24 protein-coding genes and 1 pseudogene are annotated in these 26508 nt (G+C 60.0%); 9 read left to right on the forward strand and 16 right to left on the reverse strand.

Features of this window, described 5'->3' with window-relative positions; genetic code table 11:
* The 3 genes and pseudogenes from EGI20_RS07385 to ubiU all read right to left on the reverse strand — a co-directional run.
* A pseudogene (locus EGI20_RS07385) lies at positions 1-219 on the reverse strand (ubiquinone anaerobic biosynthesis accessory factor UbiT); the annotation flags it as partial.
* Positions 220-347: 128 nt separating this feature from the next.
* Positions 348-1115 carry a U32 family peptidase gene (locus EGI20_RS07390; protein ID WP_498630911.1) on the reverse strand — a complete coding sequence of 256 codons (768 nt, stop codon included), beginning with the start codon at positions 1113-1115 and terminating at the stop codon, positions 348-350.
* A 4-nt stretch (positions 1116-1119) separates the two neighbouring features.
* A complete protein-coding gene (gene ubiU / locus EGI20_RS07395; protein WP_498630913.1) occupies positions 1120-2127 on the reverse strand; it encodes a ubiquinone anaerobic biosynthesis protein UbiU in 1008 nt (335 codons plus the stop codon).
* Positions 2128-2431: 304 nt separating this feature from the next.
* On the opposite strand from ubiU, the gene EGI20_RS07400 reads away from it, so the two are divergent.
* The 6 genes from EGI20_RS07400 to EGI20_RS07425 are packed head-to-tail and all read left to right on the forward strand — an operon-like array spanning position 2432 to position 8338.
* Positions 2432-5614: a pilus assembly protein gene (locus EGI20_RS07400; protein ID WP_498630915.1), complete on the forward strand. Its 3183-nt coding sequence runs from the start codon at positions 2432-2434 to the stop codon at positions 5612-5614.
* Positions 5615-5658: 44 nt separating this feature from the next.
* A complete protein-coding gene (locus tag EGI20_RS07405; RefSeq protein WP_498630917.1) occupies positions 5659-6147 on the forward strand; it encodes a GspH/FimT family pseudopilin in 489 nt (162 codons plus the stop codon).
* A gap of 16 nt (positions 6148-6163) precedes the next feature.
* A complete protein-coding gene (gene pilV, locus EGI20_RS07410; RefSeq protein ID WP_498630919.1) occupies positions 6164-6676 on the forward strand; it encodes a type IV pilus modification protein PilV in 513 nt (170 codons plus the stop codon).
* Positions 6673-7431, forward strand: a complete 759-nt coding sequence (locus tag EGI20_RS07415) for a PilW family protein (protein ID WP_498630921.1) — start codon at positions 6673-6675, stop codon at positions 7429-7431. The genes pilV (EGI20_RS07410) and EGI20_RS07415 overlap by 4 nt, the downstream gene beginning before the upstream one ends.
* A 3-nt stretch (positions 7432-7434) precedes the next feature.
* Entirely contained in the window at positions 7435-7911 is a 477-nt protein-coding gene (locus EGI20_RS07420; protein ID WP_498630923.1) for a pilus assembly PilX family protein, read from the forward strand.
* A 16-nt stretch (positions 7912-7927) separates the two neighbouring features.
* Positions 7928-8338, forward strand: coding sequence for a type IV pilin protein (locus EGI20_RS07425; protein WP_498630925.1), 411 nt, complete (start codon positions 7928-7930; stop codon positions 8336-8338).
* Positions 8339-8393: 55 nt separating this feature from the next.
* Here EGI20_RS07425 and EGI20_RS07430 read toward each other — a convergent pair whose 3' ends face one another.
* The 13 genes from EGI20_RS07430 to EGI20_RS07490 form a co-directional block, all read right to left on the reverse strand.
* Positions 8394-8801 carry a type IV pilin protein gene (locus EGI20_RS07430; protein ID WP_498630955.1) on the reverse strand — a complete coding sequence of 136 codons (408 nt, stop codon included), beginning with the start codon at positions 8799-8801 and terminating at the stop codon, positions 8394-8396.
* Positions 8802-8845: 44 nt separating this feature from the next.
* Positions 8846-12217: a pilus assembly protein gene (locus EGI20_RS07435; RefSeq protein WP_498630927.1), complete on the reverse strand. Its 3372-nt coding sequence runs from the start codon at positions 12215-12217 to the stop codon at positions 8846-8848.
* A complete protein-coding gene (locus tag EGI20_RS07440) occupies positions 12211-12729 on the reverse strand; it encodes a pilus assembly PilX family protein (protein ID WP_498630929.1) in 519 nt (172 codons plus the stop codon). Before EGI20_RS07440 ends, EGI20_RS07435 begins: the two co-directional genes overlap by 7 nt.
* Positions 12726-13841 (reverse strand): PilW family protein, encoded by a 1116-nt coding sequence (locus EGI20_RS07445; protein WP_498630930.1) that lies wholly within the window; start codon positions 13839-13841, stop codon positions 12726-12728. The genes EGI20_RS07440 and EGI20_RS07445 overlap by 4 nt, the downstream gene beginning before the upstream one ends.
* A gap of 2 nt (positions 13842-13843) precedes the next feature.
* The gene (gene pilV / locus EGI20_RS07450) at positions 13844-14284 is read right to left on the reverse strand and encodes a type IV pilus modification protein PilV (RefSeq protein WP_498630932.1); all 441 of its coding nucleotides are present in this window, start codon (positions 14282-14284) and stop codon (positions 13844-13846) included.
* On the reverse strand, positions 14271-14822 hold the full coding sequence (locus EGI20_RS07455) for a GspH/FimT family pseudopilin (RefSeq protein ID WP_498630934.1): 552 nt from the start codon (positions 14820-14822) through the stop codon (positions 14271-14273). The genes pilV (EGI20_RS07450) and EGI20_RS07455 overlap by 14 nt, the downstream gene beginning before the upstream one ends.
* 446 nt (positions 14823-15268) lie before the next feature.
* A complete protein-coding gene (locus EGI20_RS07460) occupies positions 15269-15451 on the reverse strand; it encodes a hypothetical protein (RefSeq protein WP_498630936.1) in 183 nt (60 codons plus the stop codon).
* 19 nt (positions 15452-15470) lie between these two features.
* A complete protein-coding gene (locus EGI20_RS07465; protein WP_498630938.1) occupies positions 15471-15701 on the reverse strand; it encodes a type IV pilus modification PilV family protein in 231 nt (76 codons plus the stop codon).
* A 2-nt stretch (positions 15702-15703) separates the two neighbouring features.
* Entirely contained in the window at positions 15704-17512 is a 1809-nt protein-coding gene (locus tag EGI20_RS07470) for a DUF4097 family beta strand repeat-containing protein (protein WP_498630940.1), read from the reverse strand.
* On the reverse strand, positions 17509-18096 hold the full coding sequence (locus tag EGI20_RS07475) for a prepilin-type N-terminal cleavage/methylation domain-containing protein (protein WP_498630942.1): 588 nt from the start codon (positions 18094-18096) through the stop codon (positions 17509-17511). The genes EGI20_RS07470 and EGI20_RS07475 overlap by 4 nt, the downstream gene beginning before the upstream one ends.
* The gene (locus tag EGI20_RS07480; protein WP_498630944.1) at positions 18093-18581 is read right to left on the reverse strand and encodes a GspH/FimT family pseudopilin; all 489 of its coding nucleotides are present in this window, start codon (positions 18579-18581) and stop codon (positions 18093-18095) included. The genes EGI20_RS07475 and EGI20_RS07480 overlap by 4 nt, the downstream gene beginning before the upstream one ends.
* Before the next feature lie 2 nt (positions 18582-18583).
* Positions 18584-19006, reverse strand: a complete 423-nt coding sequence (locus EGI20_RS07485; protein WP_498630946.1) for a type IV pilin protein — start codon at positions 19004-19006, stop codon at positions 18584-18586.
* Between the two features lie 198 nt (positions 19007-19204).
* Entirely contained in the window at positions 19205-19588 is a 384-nt protein-coding gene (locus EGI20_RS07490; protein ID WP_498630948.1) for a SirB2 family protein, read from the reverse strand.
* A gap of 67 nt (positions 19589-19655) precedes the next feature.
* Between EGI20_RS07490 and recC the strand changes: the two genes are divergently transcribed.
* Genes recC through EGI20_RS07505 form a run of 3 tightly spaced genes read left to right on the forward strand, consistent with a single transcriptional unit; the run spans position 19656 to position 26426 of the window.
* On the forward strand, positions 19656-22892 hold the full coding sequence (recC, locus tag EGI20_RS07495) for an exodeoxyribonuclease V subunit gamma (RefSeq protein WP_498630950.1): 3237 nt from the start codon (positions 19656-19658) through the stop codon (positions 22890-22892).
* Positions 22889-25459: a UvrD-helicase domain-containing protein gene (locus EGI20_RS07500; protein WP_498630951.1), complete on the forward strand. Its 2571-nt coding sequence runs from the start codon at positions 22889-22891 to the stop codon at positions 25457-25459. The genes recC and EGI20_RS07500 overlap by 4 nt, the downstream gene beginning before the upstream one ends.
* Positions 25443-26426: a PD-(D/E)XK nuclease family protein gene (locus EGI20_RS07505; protein ID WP_498630953.1), complete on the forward strand. Its 984-nt coding sequence runs from the start codon at positions 25443-25445 to the stop codon at positions 26424-26426. Before EGI20_RS07500 ends, EGI20_RS07505 begins: the two co-directional genes overlap by 17 nt.
* The last annotated feature ends 82 nt before the right edge of the window (positions 26427-26508 follow it).

Raw genomic sequence — 26508 nt, forward strand, 5'->3', positions numbered from 1 at the left:
GAAGCGGGCCTCGTCGGCGGCGAAGCGCAGCTTGATGCCGGCGTCCAGCACATCCACTTCAAAGCGCTTGCCGGCCAGTAGCTCCATCTCGGCCGGCAGTACGCCTTTTTTCACCAGTTGGTTCAGTGCGGTCACTAGCGCCAGCGTCGGCGGGGTGGCCGGCAGCTTGCCGGCGATGCTGGCGATAATAGGCGGCAGGGTGATGTCAGGCACTCGCATGCAAGGTGTCTCCTGTATTGATAATGCCGGCGGGTCCGCACCAGTAGCCATCAACGGCTTCCCCGGCGTGTTTGCCTTTCAGGCTCTCCATGGCGGCGTTTGCACTTTGCGTGCCGGCGATGACGGCGCTAAAGGGCTGTGTGGGCCGACTGCGGGCTGACGCGTACCGCCGTCACCCCCATCGCGTCCATTTCGGCCAAGTGCGGCAGCAGGGCATGGCAACCGTCGGACATGGTCTGGATGCCGTTGATGGTGAGAAAGCCGGCGCCCTCGCGGGTGGCAAGCTGCAGTCCGTCCGGGTAGTCCAGGCATTTGAACTGGCAGTCGTCTTTCTTCAGGTTGTAGTGGCGCGCGGTAAAGCAGCGTGCCGAGAATGCCAGCGGCAGGCGGCCCCAGGCAAACACCTCGGTTTCAAGTTCGGGCCGGGTGGCCAGAATAGCGGCCAGCGTGCTGCGATCCATCTCCACCGGCGGCAGCCAGCGATACGCGCCCAAGCGCTGCATCAGCGCCAGCGTGCTGCTGTTGTAGACATTCATATGGGTGCCGGCGACAAAGGGGATGCCGGATTCGCGTGCCAACTTGGCGGCGCCCAGATCGTTGACTTCAAGGCGCACGCGGCCGTTGTCCACCAGCTTGCGCAGGCGCTTGAGGTCGGATTCGCTCTCCAGCAGTGCCTGGCAACTGAGCACCACATCTTTGCCGGCATCGGCCAGCTGGTGCGCCAGCGTAATCCAGTCGCTGCTACGCAGTTGCTGGCGGCGCGAGCACACCGCTTCGCCCAGATAAATCGTGTCCAGCGGCCAGCCGGCCGCTTCTTCATAAAACTTGAATACCTCGGCGCGCGACCAGAAAAACAGGATGGGGCCGAGGGTGAGCTTGAGATTAAGTGCGGTCATCTGATTATTTCCATGGCCGGTTGTAAGCGCCCAGCGTCTGCTGCTGGCCCTCGGCCAGCTTGCCAAGCGCCGCCTGCCATGCAGGCTTCACCGAAAAGCGCTGCATCTCGCGCCCAGCCGTATCGATGGCTTCGCGCAGCGTCTTGGTGACCTGTGCCACATAAGCCGGGCTGCGCTGGCGGCCTTCAACCTTGATGGCCGATACGCCGATATCGATGATTTGCGGCAGCATCTCCAGCACGTTCAGGCTGGTCGGCTCTTCCAGCGCGTAATAGGTGTCGCCTTGCACTTCGAAGCGGCCCTTGCACAGCGTCGGGTAGCCGGCCGGCTCGTTCTGGCCGTACTGGTCGATCAGGATATCGTTCAGGCGGGCGCTGGTGGTGGTGCCGTTTTGCTCCCAGCGCACGAACTTGGCCGGAGAGCAGACACCGTGGGTATTGGGCGACTCGCCGGTGGCGTAGCTGGACAGCAGGCAGCGCCCTTCCACCATCACGCACAGGCTGCCGAAGCCGAAGACTTCGATTTCCACATCGGTATGGCGGATCACATGGCCGACCTGATCCAGCGTCAGCACGCGCGGCAAGACTGCGCGCTGCACGCCGAACAGATCGCGCGCAAGATTGACCGCCTCGTAATTGGTGGCCGAGCTTTGCACCGACATATGCAGGCGCAGGTTCGGGTGGCGGCGGCTGGCGTAATCCATCAGACCGAGGTCGGCCAGAATCACCGCATCGACCCCCAGATCGGCCGCCTGATCGACGGCGCGCTGCCAGCGCGAGATATCCACGCCTTGGGCAAAGGTGTTGATCGCCATCAGCACCTTGCGCCCCTTGTCGTGGGCGTAGCGGATACCGGCCGTGGCGGATTTTTCGTCAAAATTCAGCCCGGCGAAGTTGCGGGCATTGGTTTCATTCTTGAGCCCCATATACACCGCGTCGGCACCGTGGTCGATGGCGGTCTTGAGGGCGGGCAGGCTGCCGGCAGGGCAGACCAGTTCGGGTAGCTTAGGCATGCGAAACAGGCGTAATCATAAACCCGCCCACGGTAACAGCATGGGCGGGGATGCGACTTGTTCTGGGTCAAGGGGGAGGCAGGTGGAGGGCGAGTTAAGCACGCCCTAAATTAGAGTGGTGTTGTGTTTTTGGTATATTTGCCAATTTTGTAATTGCCAAATGAATTTTTAAAATCAAAAGAATATACAATTCAAAAAATTATCGCAGTTCAATTGCAAATGCTGACAAGTGCCTGCAATCAGGCTCTTGCTGAGTAGATTAAATGCGAATAAAAACAAGGGGGTAAGCGTGATGAAACTATTCATGAATAGTTCTCTGGTTCTTGGCGGTGCGGTTCTGAGCAGTCTATTGCCTGGGGCCGCTGTTGCCGGTCCTTACCCCGCACTACCACCTTCGCTCTCCACCTCGGTTGCCCCCAATGTCATGCTGTTGCTGGATACCTCCGCCAGTATGCTGCAGGACAGCTCCAATCAGTGGCTTCGCGGGGATCTTTGTTCTGATATTGCAAGTAACTGGGGCAGTTGCATTAAGAACGATACCAAAAAGTTTCGTACCATCATCGACTCCGAAGTCTCTACTCCAAACAGCAAGATGAATATTGCCAAGCGGGTGTCGAGGAATCTGATCGACAGCAACCCCCAGCTACGCTGGGGCGTGTTCTCGTTTCATGATAAGCCGACGAGTATAGGGGGCGATGAGCGGGGAGAGGGCGGGATACTGCGTGCCGCAGTTCGGGATGGTTGGGTCGAAAGTAACAGGACGGCGCTGAAGGCCGCAATTACTGCGCTCAATGGCCGAACGGCTACTCCTTTGGGTGAAGCCTTGCTGGAAGTGTCCCGCTATTTCCGTGGTGAAACTTCCCTATATGACAAGCAAACCGGGAACTACACCAGCCCTATCCAGTATCGTTGCCAGAAAAATTTTGCCATCGTGATTACCGATGGGGATGCTACTAACGATGAGCAGTTGCCGGGTAGCGGCTTGGCTACGATGGCTTATACCCGCTATGGCGCGGATGGAAGCGCACAAAGTGTAAATTTTAGCGTATGCACTGATCAAGGGAGCAATTGTCCTAATGCTTTAGAGGGGACTGGGGGGCTTACCACCCCAGGGTTTGGTGATAAAAATAACAGGCCCCGTGCCATCCGAGACGTGGCTAAGTATGCACTCGATGCCGACCTAATCACAGGAACTCGCAATGATCTCGATGGTAAGAGTTATGACGATCCCCTTTTTAAGCTACAAAACCTGATCACCTATACAGTTGGTTTTTCCACTTTGAATAATGTACTGCCCGCGGCGGCGGCGGTGGGGGGCGGTAACTATTACAAGGCCGATAATGAGGCAGAGTTAGCCCGCAGCCTGAATGCGGCTATTTCCCAGATCAATGCATCTACGTCTAATGCTGGAGGTATAGCTGTTGCTATCGATGCGGCTTATGCTGGCAATAAGGTATATCAACCTGTATTCAACCCCAAGGGGTGGTATGGCGAGTTGCGTTGCAAGATGCTGGGCACTGATGGCAGGGTCAGTGGTGATTGCACTGTTCCTCAAGCTATTTTTCCTTCACATGGGAACCGTAATATTTATACCAGCCATCAGGCTGATGGATCTGCGGTGACTGCGGCCATTGAGTTTAAAGATGCTGCCAAACTAGCAGCCTGGCAGCGACAAGCACTGGCTCCTCCATCCGGGGATGTTCAGACGGCCCGCAATGTTATCAACTTCATTCGCGGGCAGGAAGGGATTGCGGGCTTTCGTACCCGTACGTCTTTACTGGGCGACATGATAGGCGCGCAACCTGTTGTGGTGGGTAAGCCTACGGGTAGCAGTAGTGACCCAGCTTATGCGGCATACAAAACAAAAAGTGCAGCGCGCAGTCTGGTTTTTATCGGTGCCAACGATGGCATGATGCATGCTTTTGATGGAAATAGTATGCAGGAGTTGATGGGGTACGTCCCGGCCGCTGTATATGAAAATCTGAGTGATTTGACCAAAGCTAATTACGGACTATCAACTGGTACACCGCATAACTGGTTTGTTAATGGCTATGCTCGTCAGGCCGATGTACGCATCGGCAGTGCTTGGAAAACGTTGTTGGTCTCTGGTTTGGCCCAAGGTGGACGGGGCTATTTTGCACTCGATGCATCAGATTCTGCACAGTTTAATACTGCTGCTGCGGTGCGCTGGGAGCGCAATAGTCGGCAGGATATCGACATGGGGCATACCTTTGGTTCTCCTTTGATTTACAACGTGCGCAACGGAAACAACACGGCCATCCCCGCCGTTATCCTGAGCAATGGTTACAAAAATAGCGCGGGTATTGCTACAGATACTTCAGCCTTGTTTATTGTCAATGCCGACAATGGTGCAGTATTGCAAAAAATTACGGTGCCTAGCAAGGGGGGGCTGTCCTCACCTGCTGGAGTCGATTTTGGTCAAGATGGTGTACTTGACTATGTCTACGCAGGGGACATGAGTGGCAAGTTGTGGCGCTTTGACCTGACCGGTGCAGCACCCGCTGATTTCAAGGTCGAAACCACACCTTTGTTTGATGCTGGTACGAACCAGCCTATTGTGATGCGTCCGGCCGTATTGGCAGTAAACAGCAAAACCGATAGCACGCCTATTGGCAATCTGGTGCTGTTCGGTACCGGCAAGCTGCAGACGGATGCAGACCGGAGCGATACCAGTCAGCAAAGTTTTTATGCCGTACTCGACAAAATGGATACAGCACCAATAACAGTCAGCAAGTCAGCGCTGCAAATGCAGAGTGTGACCGATACCTTGGATAAAACCTCCGCCACTGGCATGGTGGTGACTTATCGGCAGTTAAGCAATAACACGATTGACCTGACCGATCCTGCCGAACTTAAGCGTGGCTGGTATCTCGACTTGCCGGAAAGCTCCGAGCGCCTGATTACATCGCCACTTTTGTTACTGGATAAATTGCTGTTTGGCACCGGGGTTCCGCTTGCCAGCGAGAAGTGTCTGCCCGGTGGCAGGGGGTGGATCATGGGAGTCAACCCATTGACAGGCGGGGTGGTCAAAAATAGGGCTGGTGCAAAAGGCAGGGACTACAGTTTTATCGACCTGACCGGCGACAAGAAATCCAGCGCTGCGGATATGGTGGATTTCTCCTCGGGCAAGAGCTACATCAGTGGCTTCAGCCTGTCAGGGATACCTACCGAGCTGACGTTCCTGCAGAAAAACGGTTACACCTATACAGCACCAGCGAATGCCGGTACTGCTTTGGGGGATGTCGGCAACTCAGTGGCTTTGCAGGAGGCTAATGCCATGGCGGTTTACACTGGCAATGCTGCCGCGGGCACCAGTGCTGGTAATGCGATGGCCAGGCCTCTTTCCAATGGTGAGGGCCAGCTTTTTGTCCCCCAGGTCGGCAGGGATAAAGTCCATGAGGAAGAACTCAATAAAGGGGCGCAGGGAGCCAAAATAGAAACCACGCTCTGGTGGGAAGTGTTGTGATGCAAGTCTCGGTGCTTGCGCGGGGTTCTGGCGGGGAGACCGGCGTGACCTTGGTGGAGTTGGTCATTGTACTGGCGATACTGGCCGTTATGGCGGCAATTGCCGTGCCTAATATGAGTCAGTTTTTGCGCGAAGCCCGGCTATCCTCACAAACCGACTTATTGGCATCGTCATTGCAATTGGCCCGAACCGAAGCCATCAGGCAGCGGGTGAATGTAACGGTCTGTCCGATGAGTAACCCTGACAGTGGTAACGCCTGTTCCGCCAGCGCCGCTGATTGGGCGCGGGGCTGGGGTGTAATGGATCCTGCCGGGACGATTTTACAGCGTGTTAGTGTCAGCACCGGTGTCTCGGTCACACCTGCGGCTATTGCGGGCGTACAGCCCGTGGCGGTTGTTTTTAATCGGAGCCAAGGTAGCACACCACAGGCCATTTCTTTGTCTTTATGCGCGGCAGGTGGCACACAAAGGACCGTGAATGTGTTCTTATCCGGGCGTATTGGCCGGCAGCTGGATGCCACAGCTTGCCCTTAGTCCACAGTGAGATAATATGACTCAGCATAAACGGCAGACCGGCCTTTCCATGATTGAGGTGATGGTGTCGCTATTTATTATCGCGCTTGGGCTTTTGGGGTTGGCATCGCTGCAGTCACGCACCCTGATGTATAACCAGAGTGCCTATCAGCGAACTATTGCAGCAGATTTAGCCAATGATCTGGCTGAGCGTATTCGTGCCAACCGCACGCCTTTCCTGCTGGATGACGATGCGGCTAGTGATATGCCTCTCCCTACCCCCCCCGACTTTTCCCAATGTACTACGGCAAGTTTGAGTAGTACGCCTCCGGCTTGTGCTGCCCAGGTGAATGGGCGCAGCACGTACCTTGTCGTCGCTGAAATGGCTGAGTGGAATCGGATGCTGCAAAATCAGCTGCCCCAAGGGCGCTTCGCATTGGCTGCCGTCACGGGCGCTAGCACGGGTTTTTTGCGTTACACCCTGACCATCAGTTGGCGTGATGATCATGCTGCCGGTCTTGATAGCAACTACACCGTGGTGATCGAATGATGCAAAAGCGGTGTAGCCAAGGCTTTAGTCTGATCGAGTTTATGGTGGCGTTGGGTATTTCCTTGCTAGCACTTTTGGCGGTCAGCGAGCTTTATCTCAATTCACGGCAGACCTCGCGTTTGCAACAGATGCAAAATGTTCTGAGCGAGGAAGGGCGTTTTGCGATGTCTATGCTACAGCGTATTGTGTCACAGGCTGGCTTCCACCCTGTAACTTCGGCTGGTCTCGTTAACCCCGTTACTGCCAATTCTGCGGCTTCGCTAACAGTAGCCTTTACTCAGCAGGACAATAATATGTTGAACTGCAGTGGTAATACTGCCGTGGCTGGCAATCACAATCTAACTATTGCGGCTGCCAACAATATGTTGACCTGTACAGCGGGTGGTGCTGCCATACCATGGATTGCACCAGTGGTTGGTGGGCAGGGGGTTGAACTGGTAGATTTCAATCTCAGTTATGGTGTGGATACAGGCCCGGCTACCGACCCTGCTTTTGGTTGTGGTGATATGGTGGGGGGCAATCGGCGTGGCGACTGTATTGCCGATAATTATCAGGTGCCTGCAGTTGGTGCCGCGGCTCAACTCAATATCCGTACTGTCAAAGCCTGCTTCGTACTGCGTACTGCCACGACTGATAGTTCGGTAGTTAAACGGGCTGCTGTGACAAATTGTGCTGGTGCCGATATTGCGGGTAGTCAAAATGACCAACGGTTGTATCGGCTGTACCGTACCACCATTCTGCTAAAGAACCGCTAAACCATGACTTATGTTCAATCTAGGCAGCGGGGTTATGTACTGGTAGTAACCCTGATTATTTTGCTGGCGGTGACTGTACTGGTACTTAATGCCAGCCGTAGCTCCATTATGGGGGAGCGTATGGCGGGCAACCAAATGGACAGGGCTAGTGCCAAACAGCTTGCAGAGTTGGCTGTGCGACAAGGTCAGCGCTTCTTGCAGGCGAATGCCGAAATTTGCCTGACCGGTTGTAGAACAGCTAATGGCCCTAATGCAGTATGGAATGGTGTCGCACTCCCTTCTAATGCGGATTTTATCGTGGCAAACTCTGAGCCTAGTACAGATGCACGTGGCCGCTATCTGATACGCCAGCTTCCCAATAATTTCCGTCCTGCAGATAAAACCGACTGTATAGCTTACAGCGTGATGGGACGGGGGGTCGGACGAGATATCCGTACAACCGTATTGATCCAGACCATTACTTTTGTCTGTCCTGCCTGAGCATGGAGTACTGAGCATGAAAGCCCGTCCCCTTTATGTACATCCGTATGGTTTTACTCTTGTTGAGGTGATGATTACCGTTGCTATCATCGGCATTTTGGCAGCTATCGCTTACCCATCCTACACTGCACATGTGGTCAAAAGCCGCCGCATTGATGTACAGCGACAGTTGGTGGCGCATGCTCAGGCATTAGAACGTTTCCATAGCGTGAATGGTAGTTATTTGAATGCGGCAGGGAATGCTTGCGGTGTTGCTGATCCAAATAGTGCCGACTATGCCATAGCTACAATTTGCGCTAATGGCAATACTTTTACGATTACTGCAACGCCTGATACAGCTCGTTCCCAGCGTAGTGATGGCAACCAGACTTTGACGCAAAGCGGAGCCCGAGGAGGAAGCGTGAGTGGCGGGCAGTGGGCGCAGTGAGATTGTTAGCACCGGACAGTTATTCACCTTGCCCCTTTGCGTAGGATTCTCTCTATTATCCCCAGCACCCCGCCACGCCCACTTGCGAGTGGGCGTTTTCCATGGCTTTTTGCCCGAAATGGTTGAGCGTCAGCGTGCCGCATTCGTCGCCGGCCATGGCACCCGCAGCGCGTGGTACGGCTTTGAGGATATAGCTGCGGCCATCGCTCTTAAGTTCGATCAGGTAGCGTGCCTGGCTGGCGGGAACGTCGCGTGGCGATTGTGCCAGTTCGGGCGGGATGGTGTAGTCATCCCCGGCCGGTGTAAGGGCATAGCTGTTGCTGAGCGTGCGGTTGCGCTCCAGCTGCTGCGCGTTTTGCTGCAGTACGGCGCCCGCATCGGTGCGCGCCGCGCGTGCGACATAGCGCTGGTAGGAAGGCAGGGCGACTGCCGCGATGATGCCGATGATGGCGACGGTGATCATCAGTTCGATCAGGGTAAAGCCGGTCTGTTGCGGTGTGCGTGGTTTCACAGTATCTGCTTCCAGTAGATGCGTTTGAGCTTCAGTTGGCCGGTCGGCGGCGGTAGCGGCACACCGATATTGATCAGCTCGATCTTGCCGGCGGTGCCGCTCACATAGACTGGCGCCAGACCCGGGGTGGCCGGATTTTCGACAAAGGTCGGTGCGGTGGGGATGCCGACGGCAAGCCGGATGCCGCTGGCGCTATTGCCGCCTATCTTGTCCTTGCTGTCGATCACGCCGTCACCATTGAGATCGAAGGTGGAATCCAGCGTGCGTCCGCCGCTGTCGGCGCGCAGCGCCATCAGCCAGCCGTCACCGCCGGGTACACAGGGGTCGGTGGAGGGCAGCATGGTGGTAAACAGGATGCGGCCATGATTGAGCAGCGGGGTGGTGATCACCCGCTCGCCGCTGTTGCGGCTCAGGCTTAGCAGCCAGCCGTATTGGCGGCTCCAGTCGACGCTATGGCTGCTGGTCTTGCGCAGCACGGCGCCGCCCTGGGTGATTTCTTCTTCCAGCGTTTGCGTCTGCAACTGGGCCGCGCCCAGGATGATGCCATTGTCGCTACCCTTGTCCTGCACCGCGTAGAAGGCCTGAACCGCCTGATCGTTGATATCGGATGGCCCCAGATAACGGCCGCTGCCGAAGTAGACCATATTGCCATTGCCTTGCGGATGCGGGCCTATCAGCGGCGCGGTGGTGATGGCTTGCCCTGGCGGGGTGATAAATAGCGGCTTGCCCTGATTGGCGGTTTTCCAGGCAGCCGGTGTGCTGGCCGACAGGTCGAATTTCCACAGTTGCCCTGCCAGATCGCCGGCGTAAGCGGCATCGGTCACGCCATCCTTGTCCTGATCGTAGAGGGTGATGCCGGCCAGCCCCTGATCCTGGCCCAGCAGGATCTTTTGCAGCAGTTTGCCGTCGCTCAGGCGCACGACAAACAGTGCCGACCTGGCGCTGTCGTAGCCGCTGCCGAACACCGCCGCCCAGTCGCCATTATTCAGGCGTGTGATTTGTGGCTGGCCATAGCTGTAGCCGAGGTCAGGGTCGGTGAACTGCCACAGCACATGCTGGCTGGAAAAATTGTCCGGGTCGCTGACATTCAGCGCATAGACCGCCCGTCCGCCCTTGTTCAGCCCGCTCACCAGTACCGTTTTCCAGCTGCCTCCGTAGTAGGCATCGCCCAGTGTCGGGCTGCCGTCCACCGTATAGCGGTGGCTATAGGCCGGCTCGCTCAGTGCCTTGAGATTGTCGAATACAGCTGGTGGTACGAAACCGAACAGTTCGCGCCCGTTGTCGGCATCAAAGCCGTGCAGGATGCCGTCGTTGGCACCAGCCAGCAGCAGCGGGGTACGCACCCGTTTGGCGGCGAGATAGCCGGCGTAGCTGTTGCGCTCGCTGTTGGCCAGGCCTTCGGCCTTGCTCCAGCCGAAATCCTGGCTGCCGGCATAGGCCGGAGCCGAGTTGATGATGTCGCCCAGCACCGAAAGAGGGCGGTTGCGTAAGCTGCCGCCGTTGCGCACCTCTTGGCTTGCATCACCGCGCAGCCATTGCAGGCGCAAGTTGCAGCTGGCCAGATCCGGCCCCAGCGCCTGTAACTGTGCATCGGACAGGCTGCTGCAGCTGTCGAGCAGGCGCGGGCTGCTGCCGTTAAGGGTAAACAGGCGGCGTGCGGCAGGTGCGGGTAGCTGGCGGGCGGCATCCCATTTGACCTGCCCTAGCGTGCTGTCGGCCTTGAGCTGCCAGGCTTGCAGCTGGCCATGCCAGTCCTTGCTGTCAAAGCCGGCCTGATACAGCAGAGAACTCTGCTGGATGGCTCCCGAGTTGGCGCTTAGCGGCGCGGCGGTAGGGCTGGCATCAATGATGGAGGCGAAAGTCTGGCGGAAGGCCTCGCTCAGCGCCTTGGGGTCATCGGCACTGAAGAACTGGCCGCGGCTATTGATGGCGGCGTGCCACAGGTCGTAGACGTGACCGGTCAGGGCATTTTTGCCCGAGCTGTCGACTGCCGGCCAGTTGGTCGTGCCATTCATCAGCGCTTTGTAACCCTCGCCAGCCCAGGTACTGCCGGCCCATTGGGGATGGGTGATCAGGGTTTCACCCAGCCCCAGCCCGATGCCGAAAGTCACCATGTGCTGCCATGTGGCCGGATTGTTTTTCGGGTTCCAGTATTGGGCGGTCGCATCACCCGAGCGATCGCTAAAGCTGGCCGGTACATTGTTGGCCAGGTCCGGGCGCAGGTCGCTTGCCCAGTAGGCAAAAGCCGTATCCGCCAGGCTGTTGTTGTTGCTGTCCCGGAAAAGGGGGCGCGGACTATAGCTCTGGCGCTTGCCCTGCGCGTCGGCGGGCAGGGTGTGGTTGCTGCCATCTATGTTGCCGCCAATATTGAAGCCGCCGTCCTGATTCCACAGCCCGTCGGTGAAAACCACGCTGAAGTTTTTGCGGCAGCTGTATTCGGTGCCTTTGTCGACATAGGGCTGTTCTGCCCAGGGGCTGTCCCGGCCGGTTTGTTCCAGATAAGAGCCAGTGCGTTGCAATGCACTGCGCAGTGGCGTCCAGCCATAGACCTTAAAGCGTTCCAGACTCTGGTAGAAGCGCTCGCGCTGTGTGCTGTCCAGTACACGTAGCCGGTTGTCGCGCGTCCTGCCATCGTAGCCTTGGCAGCGACCGTCAAAGCGGTTGCAGGCGGTGAGCGCCTGCCAGCCCAGACGGATACGGCCATCATCGATGCCGTCGATGGCTTGCAGCGCACCCGAGGTCATGGTTTGCGCGCGGGTACGGTAGAACGAGTACCAGTTGGCGAAATTCTGCTTGCGCTCGGCACTGCTGCCGGCGGCGATGTCGTCGCTGCTGCCGACGACGATTTCCAGATAGCAGTCATCGTCTTTCGGGTCGGAGGCATTGCATGCATAGGGCTTGCTTCTGCCCGCATCGGCATACCACAGGGTGTAGAACGCCGATTTCTGGCCCTGCTTGTCCTGATCCTGACAATAGTTTTTGCTGAGGGAAAAATTGCAATTGGCGTAGGTCAGATATTGGGCGTCGAGGTTGACGCTGCCCTGCCCGGGATTGAACCCGTTGATATAGGCCTGGTTGAAGCGGGTGCTGTAATTGCGGCCACGCACTTGCGGTATCGGGTAGCTGAACCTGGGGTTGTAGGCGATGCCGTTGAAGGATGCCGCCTTGAAACGCCTGCTGCTGGCGGTCTTGTCCACAGAGTCCGGGGCGTAGGCATAGGCCATGCTGCCCGAGTCATCCAGCGTCAGCAGCACATTGGGTGCCATGTCGACGGCCAGATACAGCGGCACATCGGCCAGCTCGACGGCGGGCAGCAGCGGGGAGAAGGCCAGTGCGACGGCGCAGGGCAGGTATGGGCGTTTCAGCATGAGCTTCCTTCGATGCAGGGTTCGAACAGGGCTTGCAGTACCACGCGCGCCTTGCCTTCGCCGCCGGTAGCGCTGGCGGTGATGCGGTAGCGCCCGTCAGGCTGGCCGTTGCTGGCCAGCAGGCGTTCGATGCGGTAGCGCGGCTGGGCAGCGAGGTGGGGAAGCGGCGCGTCTTCGGGCAGGCTCAGGCTGTTACCGGCCTGCCAGCGCGTGTCATCCTGCCAGTAGGCGGCATCATTGGGGGCGGTGGCGGCCGCGTCGCACAGGCCACCGCTACAGGTGTTGCGCTCAGTGGCAAAATTTTGGTCTTTCCATTGCAGGTAGTCGCGCTCGCCATGGTGCAGTGCCGTTTCGGCGGCTTCAAAGGCGAGGCTGCGGTTGCGGCTGTTGCCGGCCATTTTTTCCTGCAGCACGCTGTCTTGCACCGCATACAGGCCGAGCATGGCCAACAGCAGCATAAAGACCAGTACCACCAGTAATGCCATGCCGCGCTGGGGATTGAGTATATTCACAGGCGGTTCCTGATGGCGATGGTGGCGGTGAGTACCTGGCGCAGGCGCCGGTCGGTAGGCCGGATTTCTTCGCCATTAAAAATAATGTGTTGTGGCGAGCTGCCGACTTCACGTTCGGAAGCCAGTAGCAGCGAGGCTCGCACCGCCAGCACCCGCAGCCATTTAGCCTTGCGGCTGTCGCCCGGGGCCAGGGTTTCGACTTCGCCGGCCGCTACGTAGCGATCGACATTGTTGTCGCCATCGAGATCAATGCCGTAGCGCAGCTGCAGGTCTTGAGCGCCATCTACCAGAATCTCGGGCGCATCGCTGCCAGTCTGGCGCAGCAGAGCCGGCTGGCCGCCATCGCCTTTACCGATAAAGTAGCGCAGGGTGGTGGCCGCTTGTTGCTGATCCAGTTTGACCAGTTTGGAGCCGGGCTCGAAGGTGTAGGCGGGGGCATCGCAGCGTGAAGTGGGCGGGGTGACCGGGCCCAGCGTCTTGCTGCAGTTGCCAGGTTGAGTGCTGTTGCCGGTGTTGTGCACCAGCTTGAGCTTGGCACCGTTGTCGCTGAGCTGGGTGATCTGGAACATGGCAGCGTGGCTGCAATCGTTCTGGATCGCCACCACGATATCGCCATCGGCGAGGCCGTGAGCACTGGTTTTTTTCAGCTCCATGGTGGCCGAATTGGCATTGTGGCCGGTGATGTCCAGCAGGGTTTCAGGCGCCCGGTTTTCGTGTTCCAGATGGGCGATCTTGAGCACATCGCCCTTGAGATAGGCTGCTGCGTCGATACCGTCCGGGGCGCTGGCCGGATCGTCGAAACCCTCAAGCGGGATGTCGTACAGGTCGCTGCCGATGGCGGCGCGTGCACTGCCATCGTTGAGCACATTGGTAAAGCTCCGGATATTGCAGCCGGCAAGCTCGCTGCCGAGGTCGCCGCTTTGGCGCACATCGCGCGACAGTTTTTCAAAGGCAAAACGTGCATTTTGCTGCAGTGCCGACTCGGCTTCCTGCAGGCTGTGGGTCTGTTTGCTGCCCAGGTAGACGTAGCCTGTGCTGGCCACGATACCCAGACCCAGCGCGAGCGAGACCATCAGTTCGATCAAGGATATGCCGCGCTGCGCTTGATGCATGCTCAGACTCCTGTCTCTGTGATGAATTGGGCGCGTAGGGGCGTGCCGTCAGCGTTGGTTTTTCCTTCATCCCAGCTCAGCGTGATGCTGGCGCGCGTGCCTTGTATCTGTACCTGCCCCGTGCCGTCGGGCAGGGTGCGGCGGACTTGGGCCTGCCAGTCTTGCAAGTCGCAGCTAGCGACAGGAAGGCCGCCGCTACAGTTGCCTTGGGTGCTGTAAGCGCCGTCCAGCGCCGCCTGGCGGTTGGCGCGCATGCTTTCGATGATGTCGTAGGCCAGAAACGTCGCCTGGCTGCGCTGGCTGGCGCCGTGGCCGGTGGACAGTGAAGAAATAAAGAGTGCGGCCAGCGCCAGCATGCCTAGCGCCAGCACCAGCATGGAAATCAAAACTTCAATCAGCGAAAAGCCTGCGCTGCGGTGGCTGCGAAATTTAGCAGGGGGCATCGTCTTTTCCCGTTTGTAGGGTGAGCCGGCCATTGGCAGCGAGCTTGAGGCAGCGCACGGCACCGGGGAGGGCGATTTTTAGCGTGCCTGCCTGTTTGGCACTGCCGTCGGCCAGATAGCTGATGCCGGTCTGCAGGCCGGCTGATGCGGTGATGCTGATGCCAGCTCTGCCCGGCGCCAACTGGCGGATCAGTTGATCGGGGTCTTCCAGTTGCAATAGCGGGCGGCTCAGATCGTCGAAGACCCAGAGGCCGGCCTCGTTACCCATGGCGGCCTGCCAGCCATTATTCAGGCAAGCGCGTGTGCCATTGCCTGCGGCCAAGGGGCAGACGCTGACTTCATGCCCGCGCTTGATGGCCTCGCTACGGGCCAGATGGAGTGCACTGACCAGCGTCTGGCTGACAGTCTTGATCTTGTGCTCGGCCACCAGTTGCCCGAAAGAGGGCAGTGCCATGGCAAGTACGATGGCGAGAATGGACAGCGTGACCATCAGTTCGATCAGGGTTACGCCGCGGTTATGGCATATGCTCAGGCGCACGCTTGCCGGTCTGTGCTTGCCGGATGAGTGCAATGGATTCATTAGATCGGGATGGGGGTAGAGCGGTGGCTCAGCCTATTTCCAGGAGCGGAGTCAGTAGATACCGCGCATCTTTTGTCGGAAATTAAATAGCATTTAGTATATGAGTTTAATTGCTATCTAGATATGACGAGGGTCAAATGTTGGCAAGCTGCGGGCATAGAGATCTGCTTCATGCCGTGCTGTGATGGCGTTTGAGCTGCAATGGGAACAGCTCGGCTGTTGTCTGTGCACAGTTGTTGTTGGTGAAACACGACTGGCCGCCAGTAGGGGCGGGGTATCTAGCCTGCCGGTTGCGATGGCTAAGGCGGCGGCGTGGCACAGGTGGTGCGCGCAGAGTTGACTTCGAGTGTGCATCCAGCCAGCGCGAGGGCGTGCCAACTGTATAAGCCGGGGTCGGTCGGCTTCTATTTGCCCTGCACGCTATTTTCCTTGCAGTTGGCCGTGATATTGAAGGTTTCATCATGGCCTTGCCCCGTGCCATCTATCTCGATAATCAGGTTGCTGCCTTGAGGGGCTTCGCTGGTGCAGCGCCATGTATGCCAGGGGTGGCCGCCCAAATCTGAGCAAGTCCCCTGATTGATGGTCACGCGGGCGTTTTGGTGTACATCATGGACCATGATGGTGGTGGGGGTAGCGCACTGGGCAGGTGGCGGCGGGATAGCTTTTGCGCTCTTCCAGCGCGCTTTGCGCCAGATTGGTGGCATTGGCGTAGTCGCTGCTGTGAATTTCGCTTTGCAGCAACGCGCCTTGAAAACGTATCAGCCCCAGAATGCCCAGACTCAGCACCAGCAGGCTGACAAGTACACCCATCAGGGTAAATCCGGCTTGTCGGGTCATGATTATTCCGCGTGGTCTATCCAGCTGCCCTGGACGACCCGGTAAACTTTTTCACCGGCGACAGGCGGCGGCGTAACGGGGGGCTGGCCGCTGCCGCTCTCTCCTGGCTTGAATGAGTCGGGCAGATTGGTCAGGTCTATGGTCGTGCTGGCACCCCAGTTGTTGTCGCCGCTGGCGCCCTGATTGGCGACCGTGACATAGCCTTTAATCACGGTTCTTCCGCCGCTATTCAGGGTGTTGCCGGCGATCACGTTGCCGTGCACGGTACTACTGCTGCCCAGCATAATGTCGCCCCCCTTGTACTGGCTGTCCTGATAGCTGCCTGCGAGATAGGCGATATTGCCGCTGGCGTGGCTATTGAACTGCTGGCTTTGTGTATTGCAGTAGTCGGTCGGATATTGGCCGGGGTAGTCGTTGTTGCTGCACACACCCGGGTAAGCGATATAGTTGACGGCATAGACCTGGTGGTTATCCATGGTCTTGATATTGCCGCTGGCGATAAAGCTGTTGTAATAGCGGCCGTTTCCCGCCTGCAAGTCGCCATCAAACCAGACCAGGCCGGGGGCCAGACTATTGCCTGCCAGTGTCCATACGCCTGTTTTGGAAACCGTGAGGCAGGTGTTGTAGTCGGAATAGCCGCGGCACAAGCGCCCGACGCTCGGGGTCGTGCAGCGTCCATTGCTGTCGGTTTTCTGGCACAGGTAGTTTTCGTGATTGTTCTGGTTTCTTCCCAGTAGATAAAGGCCGTCATCAATACCGTGGATCGCGCGCACCTGTACCTGTATTTTCCCGTCGCTAAGACGGCGGAACAGATAATGGGCCTGCTGCTGGTAGTCGTTGGCATCGACCTGGTGCTTTTGCAGCGTGATCGGTGTCAATGACGTGATCGGCACTTGCAGGCCTGGCTCTATCCTGACCTTGATGTCTGTATTGTTCCGGTTGTAACTGGCCTCTCCGCCGATGGTGGCATTGAGTGGTCCGCCCCAGCCTTCTATCTCGAGGTTGCGCTCAGCCTTGAGCGAGCTGATCGGTCTGCTGGTTTTGCTGCTGAACGAGCCCTGCGTTTCAATTTCCCCTAGCGAACTGCCGCCATTGGTCACGGACACATTGCCGATGGCGATCAGCGTATCGACACGCGTGCTACCTATATTGGCCGTCCCGTTGGTCTGCGCCCTGACGATGGTGGCGCTGTCGCGGGTTTGCAGGTTGCCCATGGCGCTGACACGCTGGTAGTTGCCATTTCTCAGGGTGATATTGCCGTTGGCACCCAGCACATTCACGGTCTGGTTGCCGCCTATCGTGATGTTGCCGGTAGCAAGCAAGGTGTCGATGCCCTTGACGGTGCCATTGAGCGTGACATCGCCGTCCACTTTCAGTTTGGCATCCTTGCCGCCAATGATATTGATGGCGCCACTCAGGTTCAGGTCATGGTGAATTTGCAGCACGCTCTCGGATGGCGGCGGCGGTGGTGTGGGGTCGCCTACCAAGGCAAAGCGTTGCTGCACCGCTACGCGGTAGCCATCGAAGTGACCGTGGCTGGTGACGCGCAACTGCTCTCCTTCCTCCTGATAGCTGAGGGTGTAACGCTGTGGCGCGGTGCTGGCCGGTCGGCTGCCATCGGTTTCCAGAGCCTTGCCCGAGATACGCATCCCTTCCTCGGCATAGCCCAGCGCCTGATGGTATTTATGCTGGGCCTGGGCATTGAAGTGTTCGACCAGGACATGACGCGAGGTATAGAGCAAGGCCAGCGAGATCAGCGCCAGCAGCGACATGACAAGCAGCAAGGTGGCTGCGCCGCGTTGCGTTTTCATCGGGTCGCCTCCTGAGTAATGATCGGGTGGTTGCGCGGGGTGACGGTCGCAGCCAGCGCTAGCGCAGCAAGTCCGCCTTGCTGTGCGCTCAGTGCAATATGAATGCCATCGCGACCTGTCTGGCTAAAGCTCAGCCCTGTCACCGAGCCTGCCGCCGGCAAGGTCAGGTCCTGCCAGTCGGCATCGGGGGCATCGCAATGCCAATTGTCCTGACGGGTAGCCAATTGCTGGATGCGGCCCTTGCCGTTCTGCTGCTTCAGGCGCAGGGCGTAAAAATGCGGGTCCTGCGCGCTCTCCCCGGGCGGACTGGCATGGGCAAAGCGCAGGCAATGGCCGTTTTGCCCGATAAAAATACGGGCGTAAGGCGCCGGGTCTGCTTCGCCGGCGTAGCCTGCGCGGCGCAGGGACATGGCCATGCTGCTCATGGCGCTATCCATCATGGCGCGCAGCGCGGCTTGCTGGCGCTCATGGCTGGCGCTGGTGGTGAAGTTGACGAACAGGGTCGATACCGCCAGTAGCACGATCAGGCCGATGGCAAGAGCGATCATCATTTCCGTCAGGGTAAAGCCAAGGTGTTTTTTCATGGGCAGTTGCCCTTGCTGGCATGGATAAAGCCGGTTGGCAGCAGCTTGATGGTGCTGTCGCTGCAGTGTTGCTGCGTCAGCACCCAACTGGCTTCGCCTAAGGCGACGCCGGCCGCGTTTTGCGGCAGGCCCTTGAGCGGGGAAAAACGGATCTGTGCCGGCAAGCCCTGTGTTTCCAGCGACACGCCACGGTAGTCTGCCGCACGGATGCAGGCCAGCGCCTGCTCGCAGCTTTCCCCCCGGTTCTGGCTGACAATAAGCGACCAGTCGTCGCCGCTACGGGTTTGCAGCCAGACAGGCTGTTGCCGCGTGATTGCCTGTTTGCGCGCAAAGCGCAGCGTATCGGTGACAGACCCGGTTGCTCCGGCCAGGCGTGCGCGGGCAAACCAGGCGGACAGGCTGGGCGTGGCGAGCGTCAGCAAAATGGCCAGTACCGACAGCGTGACCAGCATTTCGATCAGGGTAAAACCTCGGCGCGCGTGCATAGTCAAGCCCAGCAGGCCGCCGGCGTGCGGCGGGTTTGCGTGCCGACTTGCTCCAGGCGCAGTGTCTGGCAGGTGCTATCGGCTTGCTGTGGCGAGCCGGCGCGTACCCGGGCTTCTACATAAAAAGCCCCATTGGCTGCCTCGCCCGCCGGAATGCCGGTGGACAGGATGTAATCGCCCTGTTCGCTGTTGGCGGACTGGGCCGGTGTCAGTGCATCGAGCGAGGGCGCGTAGTTGATGTCAAAGCCGCGATGGCGGATTTGCGCTTGCTGAATGCGCATGATGGCGGCTTGTGCATCGGTGCGCCGCGCCTTTTGCATATAGCCTTGATAAGCGGGCAGGGCGATGGTGGCAAGAATGCCGACGATGGCCATGGTGATGATCAGCTCGATCAGGGTAAAGCCGGAATGTTGTTTGTAAACCATGGCGATATTATCCGCGAGGCGCCGCATGGCGTGAGGGTAGCTGGCGCTATCGGCTTATTTCTTGTGCTTAACATCCTCTGGTTTTAGCCGCCATTTGCATGGCTTGCTGCTGGTGTTGCGGTCAGTGCCGGGTTCTGTAAAAAAATATGGCCCGCTACGCGTGCTTGCGTAGCGGGCCGGCTGGCAGGGCGGGCGGGATCAGAACAGGAAGGGCGCAATCATCTTGGTTTTGGCTACGGCAAAGATATAGGCCAGCAAGGCAAAGGAGGCGATCAGCGCCGCCTGGCGGATCTGCGGCGTGCGTCCGCGCTTGAGGGCGATGGTGCCCAGCGCGATATAGCCGAGCAAGGCCACGATTTTAGCGACTATCCACGGCGAGGACAGCGGCCAGCCGCCCAGAATCACCAGCGCCACGGCACAGGCCAATAGCAGGGTGTCGATAATGTGCGGCAGGATGCGGGCGAGCTTGCTTTGCAGGAGGGGTGAGCCTGCCAGCATCAGCCCGGCGCGGATGGCGAACGATAGCAGGGTCAGGTAGGCAAAGCCGGCATGGGCGTGTTTGAGCATCAGGTACGAGTACATATCGGGTTCCTGTTAGGCCTCGGGCATAAGATGGAGGGGGGGATGTTACACTGTCGGACCGGGTCTGATGAGAGTGTTTGTCATGTTGCATCTGTATCAATCCAACCGTCTGGAAACGCTGGGGACTTTGCTGGCCACGGTACAGCAGGCCGCACCCTTGTCCGACCCGTTTGCCGCCGAAACCGTGCTGGTGCAAAGCCGTGGCATGGGGCGCTGGATTACGCTGGACCTGGCAAAGAAAGCCGGCATCGCCGCCCATCTCGATTTTGTGCTGCCGGCGGCGTTTGCCTGGCAGCTGATGCAAAAAGTGTTGCCGGGCCTGCCCAGAAAATCGACTTTTGCCCCCGAGGTATTGAGCTGGCGGCTGATGGCCTTGTTGCCGACCCTGAGCGGCGAGCCGTATCAGGCGCTGGCGCGTTATCTGGAAGGCGGTGAGACGGCGGCATTCGAGCTCTCCGGCAAAGTGGCCGACATCTTCGACCAGTATCTGGTGTTCCGCCCGCAGTGGATACGCGCATGGGAGAGGGGCGAGCTCTTGGGGCTGGGTGAAGACGAGGCGTGGCAGGCTGCCTTGTGGCGGGTGCTGGCCGCCGAAGATGCCACACGCCACCGTGTGCGCCTCTTGGATGATTTTTTGTCGTCGCTGACGCGCGCCCATCTGCCCGAGCGGGTGATCCTGTTCGGCATCTCCAATCTTGCGCCCATGTATCTGGCGCTGGTCAAGCGTCTCTCCGCGCTGACCGAGGTGTTCCTGTTTACCCTGAACCCGTGCGAAGCCTATTGGGGCGATCTGGTGGATGCGCGCCACCAGCGCGACCTGTTCGACACGGATGCCGTGGCCGCGGCACAGGGCCACCCCTTGCTGGCTTCGCTGGGCAAGCAGGGGCGCGACTTTTTCGACCTGATTGCCGGCGATGCCGAACTGGACTCGCATCCGTTGTACGATGCGGGAGAGGAAGAGACTCTGCTTGCGCGCCTGCAGCGCGATATGCTGACGCTGGCCAACCCCGGGGTCGCCAGCTATGTACCGCAACTGCATGCGAGCGATGACCGTTCCATCGAGCTGCATGCCACCCATGGCGCGATGCGCGAGCTGGAGGTGCTCAAAGACCGGCTGCTGGCGCGCTTTGCGGCCGACAGCAGCCTGACGCCGGCCGATATCGTGGTGCTCACTCCCGACATCAATGCCTACGCGCCGTTTATCGACAGCGTATTCGGCAAGCGCAGCGATGCCGGTGCCGCCAATATTCCCTATACCATCGCCGACCGTACCGTCGCGCGCGAGCAGCCTTTGCTTGCCAGCTTCGCCGCGCTGCTGGATCTGCTCGATTCGCGCTTTGCCGCCGACGATGTGCTGTCGCTCCTGGATTGCGACGCCTTGCTGGCGCGCTTCGGTCTGCTGGCGGCGGATGTGCCTTTTATCCACGACTGGGTGCGCAAGAGCGGCATACGCTGGGGGCGTGATGCCGCGCACAAGCAGGCGCTGGGCTTGCCGGATGATGCGCACCACACCTGGCGCTGGGGGCTGGATCGTCTGCTTCTGGGCGGCATCCTGCCTGACGCCATGGCCGGCGACACGCGCTCGCCCCTGTTTGGTGAACTGCTGCCGGCCGGCGGTGCCGGCGGCTCGCTGGCCGAGACACTGGCGCGCTTCGCCTCCTTGATCGATACCCTGTTTGATCTGGCTTGCCTGTGGCAGCAAGCGGCGATGCCACAGGTGTGGGCGACACGGGTGGGCGAGGCGGCCAATGCCTTGTTCAGCGTAAATGCCGAAGAGGAAGATGCGCTGGCGGTCTTGTTCGATGCGGCCGCCGAACTGGCCGAAGACGCGACACTTGCCGCCTATAGCCAGGAGGTGGGGCTGTCGGTGGTGCGCGACTATTTGCAGCGGCGTCTGAAGCAGGCATCCGGCTCGGGCTTTCTGGCCGGCAGGGTGACGTTTTGCGCCATGGTGCCGATGCGCTCGATTCCGTTTCGCGTGCTGTGCCTGATCGGCATGAACGATGGTGCCTATCCGCGTGACGAGCGCCCGGTCAGCTTCGATCTGATCGCACGCCATCCGCAAAAGGGCGACCGTTCGCGCCGCTTCGATGACCGCTATCTGTTTCTGGAAGCCATTCTGTCTGCGCGCGAGGCGCTGTATTTGTCCTGGGTCGGGCGTTCGGCGCGTAGCGACGAGCCCTTGCCGCCATCGGCGCTGGTGTCCGAGCTGCTGGATTGCTTAAGCGCCATGAGCGGCGCTGACGCGGGTAAAAGCTTGCTGCAACAGCATAGCTTGCAGCCTTTTGCCCGCAGCAATTATGCCGCGACGGCAGAGGCCAGTTTCGAGCCGGCCTATTACGCCGCCCTGTCCGCGCCGCGCCATACCCCCTTGCCCTTTGCCACGCCCTTACCGCTGGAAGCACCGCGCGTGGTGGCCTTGTCGGCGCTGATCCGTTTCTGGCAAAACCCGGTGCGCAGTTATCTGGGCGACCAGCTCGGGGTCAGGCTGGCCGCGAGCCTGGAAGACATGGAAACGCGCGAGCCGTTTGCGCTGGACCGCAATAGCCGCGTGGCGGTACGCACCCCCTTGGTCGCGGCGCTATATGAGGGCAAACCTCTGGCGCCGGTCAAGGCGCGCCTGTCCGGCATGGGGTTGCTGCCACCGGCGGCGCTGGGCCAGGCCTGGCTTGCCGACGAGCTGGGGCAAAGCGCGCGCTTTGCCGCGCGCCTGCCGGATGAACTGGCCGATGCGCCCCTGCCGCCCGAGCCCTTGGGGCTGGTGATAGGCGGGTTTACCCTGTCTGGCGAGTTGTCCGGTCTGCGCCCTTGCGGGCTGATTACGACCGTACCGCGGCGCGCCAACGCAGGCGAACGCATCGCCTTCTGGCTGCGCCATCTGGTGCTGTGCGTCTTGCGCCCGGCGGGGGTGATGCCGGCATCCTTGCTGGTGGATGACGAAGATGCGCTGGCCTTGTTGCCGGTGGATGATGCGGCTGCGCAACTGGAAGCCTGGCTGTCGTTTTATGCGCTGGGGCAGCGTGCGCCGCTGGTGTTTTTCCCGCGTACCAGCCTGGCGGCGGCCAGGGTATTGGCCGACGATGTGACGGCGCGCGATGCGGCACTCGCCAAAGCCTACGCCGAGTGGGACCCGAGCTTTACCGGACGCGGCAAGTTTCCGCAAAAAAGCGAGGCGGCGGTCGAGCTGGTGTTTCGCGGCAGCGAGCCCTTGCAGGACGCGCAATTTTTGCAACTGGTCGAGGTGTTGCTGCTGCCCATGCTGGCCGCCTTCGATGGCAAGGACGAAACGGAGGACGCAGCATGAAGCCGCTGGACGTCGTGCATTGCCCCTTGTCGGGCGTCAATCTGATCGAGGCTTCGGCCGGTACCGGCAAAACCTGGACCATTGCCGCGCTGTTTACCCGCTTGCTGCTGGAAGACGGCGATGTGCCCGCACCGACCATAGACCGCATTCTGGTGGTGACCTACACCAAGGCCGCCACGGCCGAATTGCGCGAGCGTCTGCGCGCGCGCCTGGTCGAGACGCGGCTGGCGCTGGAATCCAGCGCCGCCGTCAGCGAGCCGTTTCTGGCGGCCATGCGCGCGCGTTATGCCGCGCCCGAGGCGCGCAGCCGCGCCATCGCCCGTCTGTCTGCTGCCATCAGCGGCTTTGATGCGGCAGCCATCTATACCATTCACGGCTTCTGCCAGCGCGTGCTGACCGATGCCGCTTTTGAAAGCGCGCAAACTTTCGAAGCCGAACTGGTGGTGGATGATCTGGATGCGCTGATGGAGCTGGCCGACGACTTCTGGCGCCGGCGCGTGGTCAAGGATGTCACGCTGTCGCGGGTGCTGGCCGAAAGCGGCGAGACGCCGGATGGCTGGCTCTCTGCCGTGCGCCCGCATCTGTCGCGCCCCTATTTGACGGCAGTGCGCCCGCCGGCGGTCGATCTGGAGGCGGTGCTGGGCGCGCAGGATGTGGCGTGGCAGGCGCTCAAAGCGGCCGATATCGACGAGGGTCTTGCGGTCTTTACCGGTACGCAGGGCTATAAGGCCACCAGTTACAAGCCGGCCATTGTTGCGCACATTGCCCGCCTGCTAAAGCGCATGCTCTCTGCCGACACCGCGCCGTCCCTTTTGTCCGAGGCAGACCTGAAAAACCTGCTCAAGCTGACGCCGGACAGCTTAAGTGGCGCGATGAAAAAGGGCTTTGTGCCACCGGATCATCCGCTGTTTGCCCTGGTGGAAGCGTGGCTCTTGTGTGCCAGCGCCCTGCGCCAGGGGGTGGAGCATGCGGTGATCCGCCTCAAGCTGGAGCTGATCGACTGGATCAACGCCGAACACGAGCGCGTGCGCGCCAATAAGCGCAAGCGCAGCTTCGATGATTTGCTGACCGATCTGTATGGCGCGTTGAACGAGAAGTCCAGCGGTCCCTTGCTGGCCAGCCATGTGGCGCGCAGCTTTCAGGTGGCGCTGATTGACGAGTTCCAGGACACCGATCCCATCCAGTACGATATTTTCCGCCGCTGCTTTGTCGAGGCGCGGCCGCAGCCGCCGGTGTTTCTGGTCGGCGACCCCAAGCAGGCCATCTACAGTTTTCGCGGCGCCGATATTTTTGCCTATCTTGCTGCGCGCAGCGATGCCAGCCACCACTACACGCTGGACACCAACCGCCGCTCATGCGAGGCGCTGGTCGAGGCGGTCAACACCCTGTTTGCCCGGCCCAATCCTTTTGTGCTGGAAGACATCCGCTACTACCCGGTCAATGCCGACAGCCAGCAGCGCGGGCGTCTGGAGGTGGATGACGATCAGGCACCGTTTACCGTGTTGTGGCAGGACAATGACGCGCCCAAGGCGCTGGGCAAGGAGGGCGCCGGCGAGTGGGCGGCGGCGGTGTGTGCCGACGAAATTGCCCGCTTGCTGAATCTGGCGGCAAAGGGGCAGGCGCGAATTTTCAAGGGTGAAAACGGCCGCGCGCTGTCCGGGGGCGATATGGCGGTGCTGGTTGCCACCCATCGTCAGGGCGAGAGCATGCGCCAGGCGCTGCGCCTGCGCGGCATCGCCAGCGTGGCGTTAACGCAGGAGAGCGTATTTGCCAGCCTGGAGGCGCGTGAAATGCTGGCGCTATTGCGCGCCTGGGCCGAGCCTGCCAGTGAGGGGCGTTTGCGCGCGGCGCTGGCCACTTCGCTCTACGGGCTGGATGCGCAGGCGCTGTTTGCGCTGGCGGAAAATGAGGAAGCGTGGGAAGCCTGTTTGCGCCTCAATCGCGAAGACTTCGAGCGCTGGCAGGAGCAGGGCTTTATGGCGGCCTGGCGCGGATTTTTTGCCCGCAGTTCGCTGGCGTTACGGCTCTTGCCGCTGGAAGGCGGCGAGCGCCGGCTGACCAATCTTGCCCATCTGGCCGAGCTGATCCAGCAGCAAAGCGAGGAAAAAAGCGCCTTGTCGCCGCTTCTGGCCTGGTTTGAAGGGCGGGTGGCCAATCCGCCCGGTGGCGAGGAGGCGGTATTGCGGCTGGAAAGCGATGCCCAGCTGGTCAAGATCGTCACCATTCATACTTCCAAGGGCCTGCAATACCCGCTGGTGTTCTGCCCCTTCCTGTGGGACGGCAAGCTGGACGCCGCCGATACGCCGTTCTGGCGTTATCACCATGGCGGGCAGACGCTGCTGGTGCCGGATGGCTTGGCCGATGAGGCGGCGCGTGCCGCCTCGCGCCAGGAAACGCTGGGCGAGAAGCTGCGCCTGCTCTATGTCGCGCTGACCCGCGCCCAGTACCGTCAGGTAATCTGCTGGCGCCATGTGTCGGGCATGGAAAGCGCGGCGCTGTCCTGGCTTTTGCATGCCGGCGATATCGACTCGCTGGCCGGCCTGTCGCGCGATGACGCTGAAAGATGATCTGGCTGATCTGTGCCGGCGTGGCGGCGGCGCATTTTCCCTGTTGCCGGCACCGCGCTTGCGTACCGACTGTCTGGCGGCTGCGCCCGAGGGCGAGACGCTGTCGCTGTCGGTGCTGGCACGCACGCTGTATACGCCGTGGCGGGTGACCAGCTTTACCGCGCTGACCTCGAAAACCACGGCGCGGCTGGCGGAAAAGCCCGATCACGATCAGGGCGAGCTGCAACTGGCCGAGGCTAACGACAGCATGCCGTTCAACCGCTTCAGTTTTCCGCGCGGCGCGCGTCCCGGCACCTGTCTGCATGCGGTATTCGAGGCTATCGACTTTCAGTGGAGCGAGGCGCGCATACGCGAGGTCGCCGCCAATACGCTGGCGCGCTTCGGCTTTGCCGAACACTGGCTGGACGCGGTGTGCGATATGGTGGCGCGCACGCTGGATGCGCCGCTGGATGAAGGCGTGTGCTTGCGCCAGGTGCCGGCCAGGCAGCGTCTGGTCGAGCTGAATTTCACCCGGCCACTGGCGCGGCTATCGGTGTCGCGCCTGCGCCGCGTGCTGACCGACCCGGCCATGGGTCTGGCTGCGCCGTTACGCACGGCGGCGGCGACGCTGGACTTTCATACGGTGGAAGGCTTTCTCACCGGCGCCATCGACTTGGCGTGCGTGATAGACGGACGCTGGTTTCTCATCGACTACAAATCCAACCATCTGGGCGAACACGCCGCCGATTACGCACCCGGGCGTTTGGCGCACGAGATCGCACATGCACACTACTACCTGCAATACCTGATCTATTGCGCCGCGCTTAAGCGCTACCTTGCCAGTCGCGGCGTCGCGCTGGATGGAAAGTTTGGTGGCGTGCGTTACCTGTTCTTGCGCGGACTGGACGAGGCCGGCAACGGCGTCTGGCGCGACAGCCCAAGCGAGGCGCTGATCGCGGCGCTGGATGGGTGTTTTGATGGGGATTAGAGGCGGTAGGGTGGGATAGCCGCCGAATGGCGGCGTAACCCACCGCAAGCTGCCCGGGTCCATAACATGGCAGCTTGCCGGC

The sequence above is a fragment of the Aquitalea sp. S1-19 genome (genome assembly GCF_024343515.1).

Coding starts and splice junctions, on each gene's coding strand:
- EGI20_RS07445 (WP_498630930.1), bottom strand. CDS start 13,841: ATGCATCAAGCGCAGCGCGGCATATCCTTGATCGAACTGATGGTCTCG.
- EGI20_RS07435 (WP_498630927.1), bottom strand. CDS start 12,217: ATGCTGAAACGCCCATACCTGCCCTGCGCCGTCGCACTGGCCTTCTCC.
- EGI20_RS07415 (WP_498630921.1), top strand. CDS start 6,673: ATGATGCAAAAGCGGTGTAGCCAAGGCTTTAGTCTGATCGAGTTTATG.
- recC (WP_498630950.1), top strand. CDS start 19,656: ATGAGAGTGTTTGTCATGTTGCATCTGTATCAATCCAACCGTCTGGAA.
- EGI20_RS07420 (WP_498630923.1), top strand. CDS start 7,435: ATGACTTATGTTCAATCTAGGCAGCGGGGTTATGTACTGGTAGTAACC.
- EGI20_RS07505 (WP_498630953.1), top strand. CDS start 25,443: ATGACGCTGAAAGATGATCTGGCTGATCTGTGCCGGCGTGGCGGCGGC.
- EGI20_RS07390 (WP_498630911.1), bottom strand. CDS start 1,115: ATGACCGCACTTAATCTCAAGCTCACCCTCGGCCCCATCCTGTTTTTC.
- EGI20_RS07425 (WP_498630925.1), top strand. CDS start 7,928: ATGAAAGCCCGTCCCCTTTATGTACATCCGTATGGTTTTACTCTTGTT.
- EGI20_RS07475 (WP_498630942.1), bottom strand. CDS start 18,096: ATGAAAAAACACCTTGGCTTTACCCTGACGGAAATGATGATCGCTCTT.
- ubiU (WP_498630913.1), bottom strand. CDS start 2,127: ATGCCTAAGCTACCCGAACTGGTCTGCCCTGCCGGCAGCCTGCCCGCC.
- EGI20_RS07430 (WP_498630955.1), bottom strand. CDS start 8,801: ATGATCACCGTCGCCATCATCGGCATCATCGCGGCAGTCGCCCTGCCT.
- EGI20_RS07480 (WP_498630944.1), bottom strand. CDS start 18,581: ATGCACGCGCGCCGAGGTTTTACCCTGATCGAAATGCTGGTCACGCTG.
- pilV (WP_498630919.1), top strand. CDS start 6,164: ATGACTCAGCATAAACGGCAGACCGGCCTTTCCATGATTGAGGTGATG.
- EGI20_RS07490 (WP_498630948.1), bottom strand. CDS start 19,588: ATGTACTCGTACCTGATGCTCAAACACGCCCATGCCGGCTTTGCCTAC.
- EGI20_RS07465 (WP_498630938.1), bottom strand. CDS start 15,701: ATGACCCGACAAGCCGGATTTACCCTGATGGGTGTACTTGTCAGCCTG.
- pilV (WP_498630932.1), bottom strand. CDS start 14,284: ATGCCCCCTGCTAAATTTCGCAGCCACCGCAGCGCAGGCTTTTCGCTG.
- EGI20_RS07470 (WP_498630940.1), bottom strand. CDS start 17,512: ATGAAAACGCAACGCGGCGCAGCCACCTTGCTGCTTGTCATGTCGCTG.
- EGI20_RS07500 (WP_498630951.1), top strand. CDS start 22,889: ATGAAGCCGCTGGACGTCGTGCATTGCCCCTTGTCGGGCGTCAATCTG.
- EGI20_RS07400 (WP_498630915.1), top strand. CDS start 2,432: ATGAATAGTTCTCTGGTTCTTGGCGGTGCGGTTCTGAGCAGTCTATTG.
- EGI20_RS07485 (WP_498630946.1), bottom strand. CDS start 19,006: ATGGTTTACAAACAACATTCCGGCTTTACCCTGATCGAGCTGATCATC.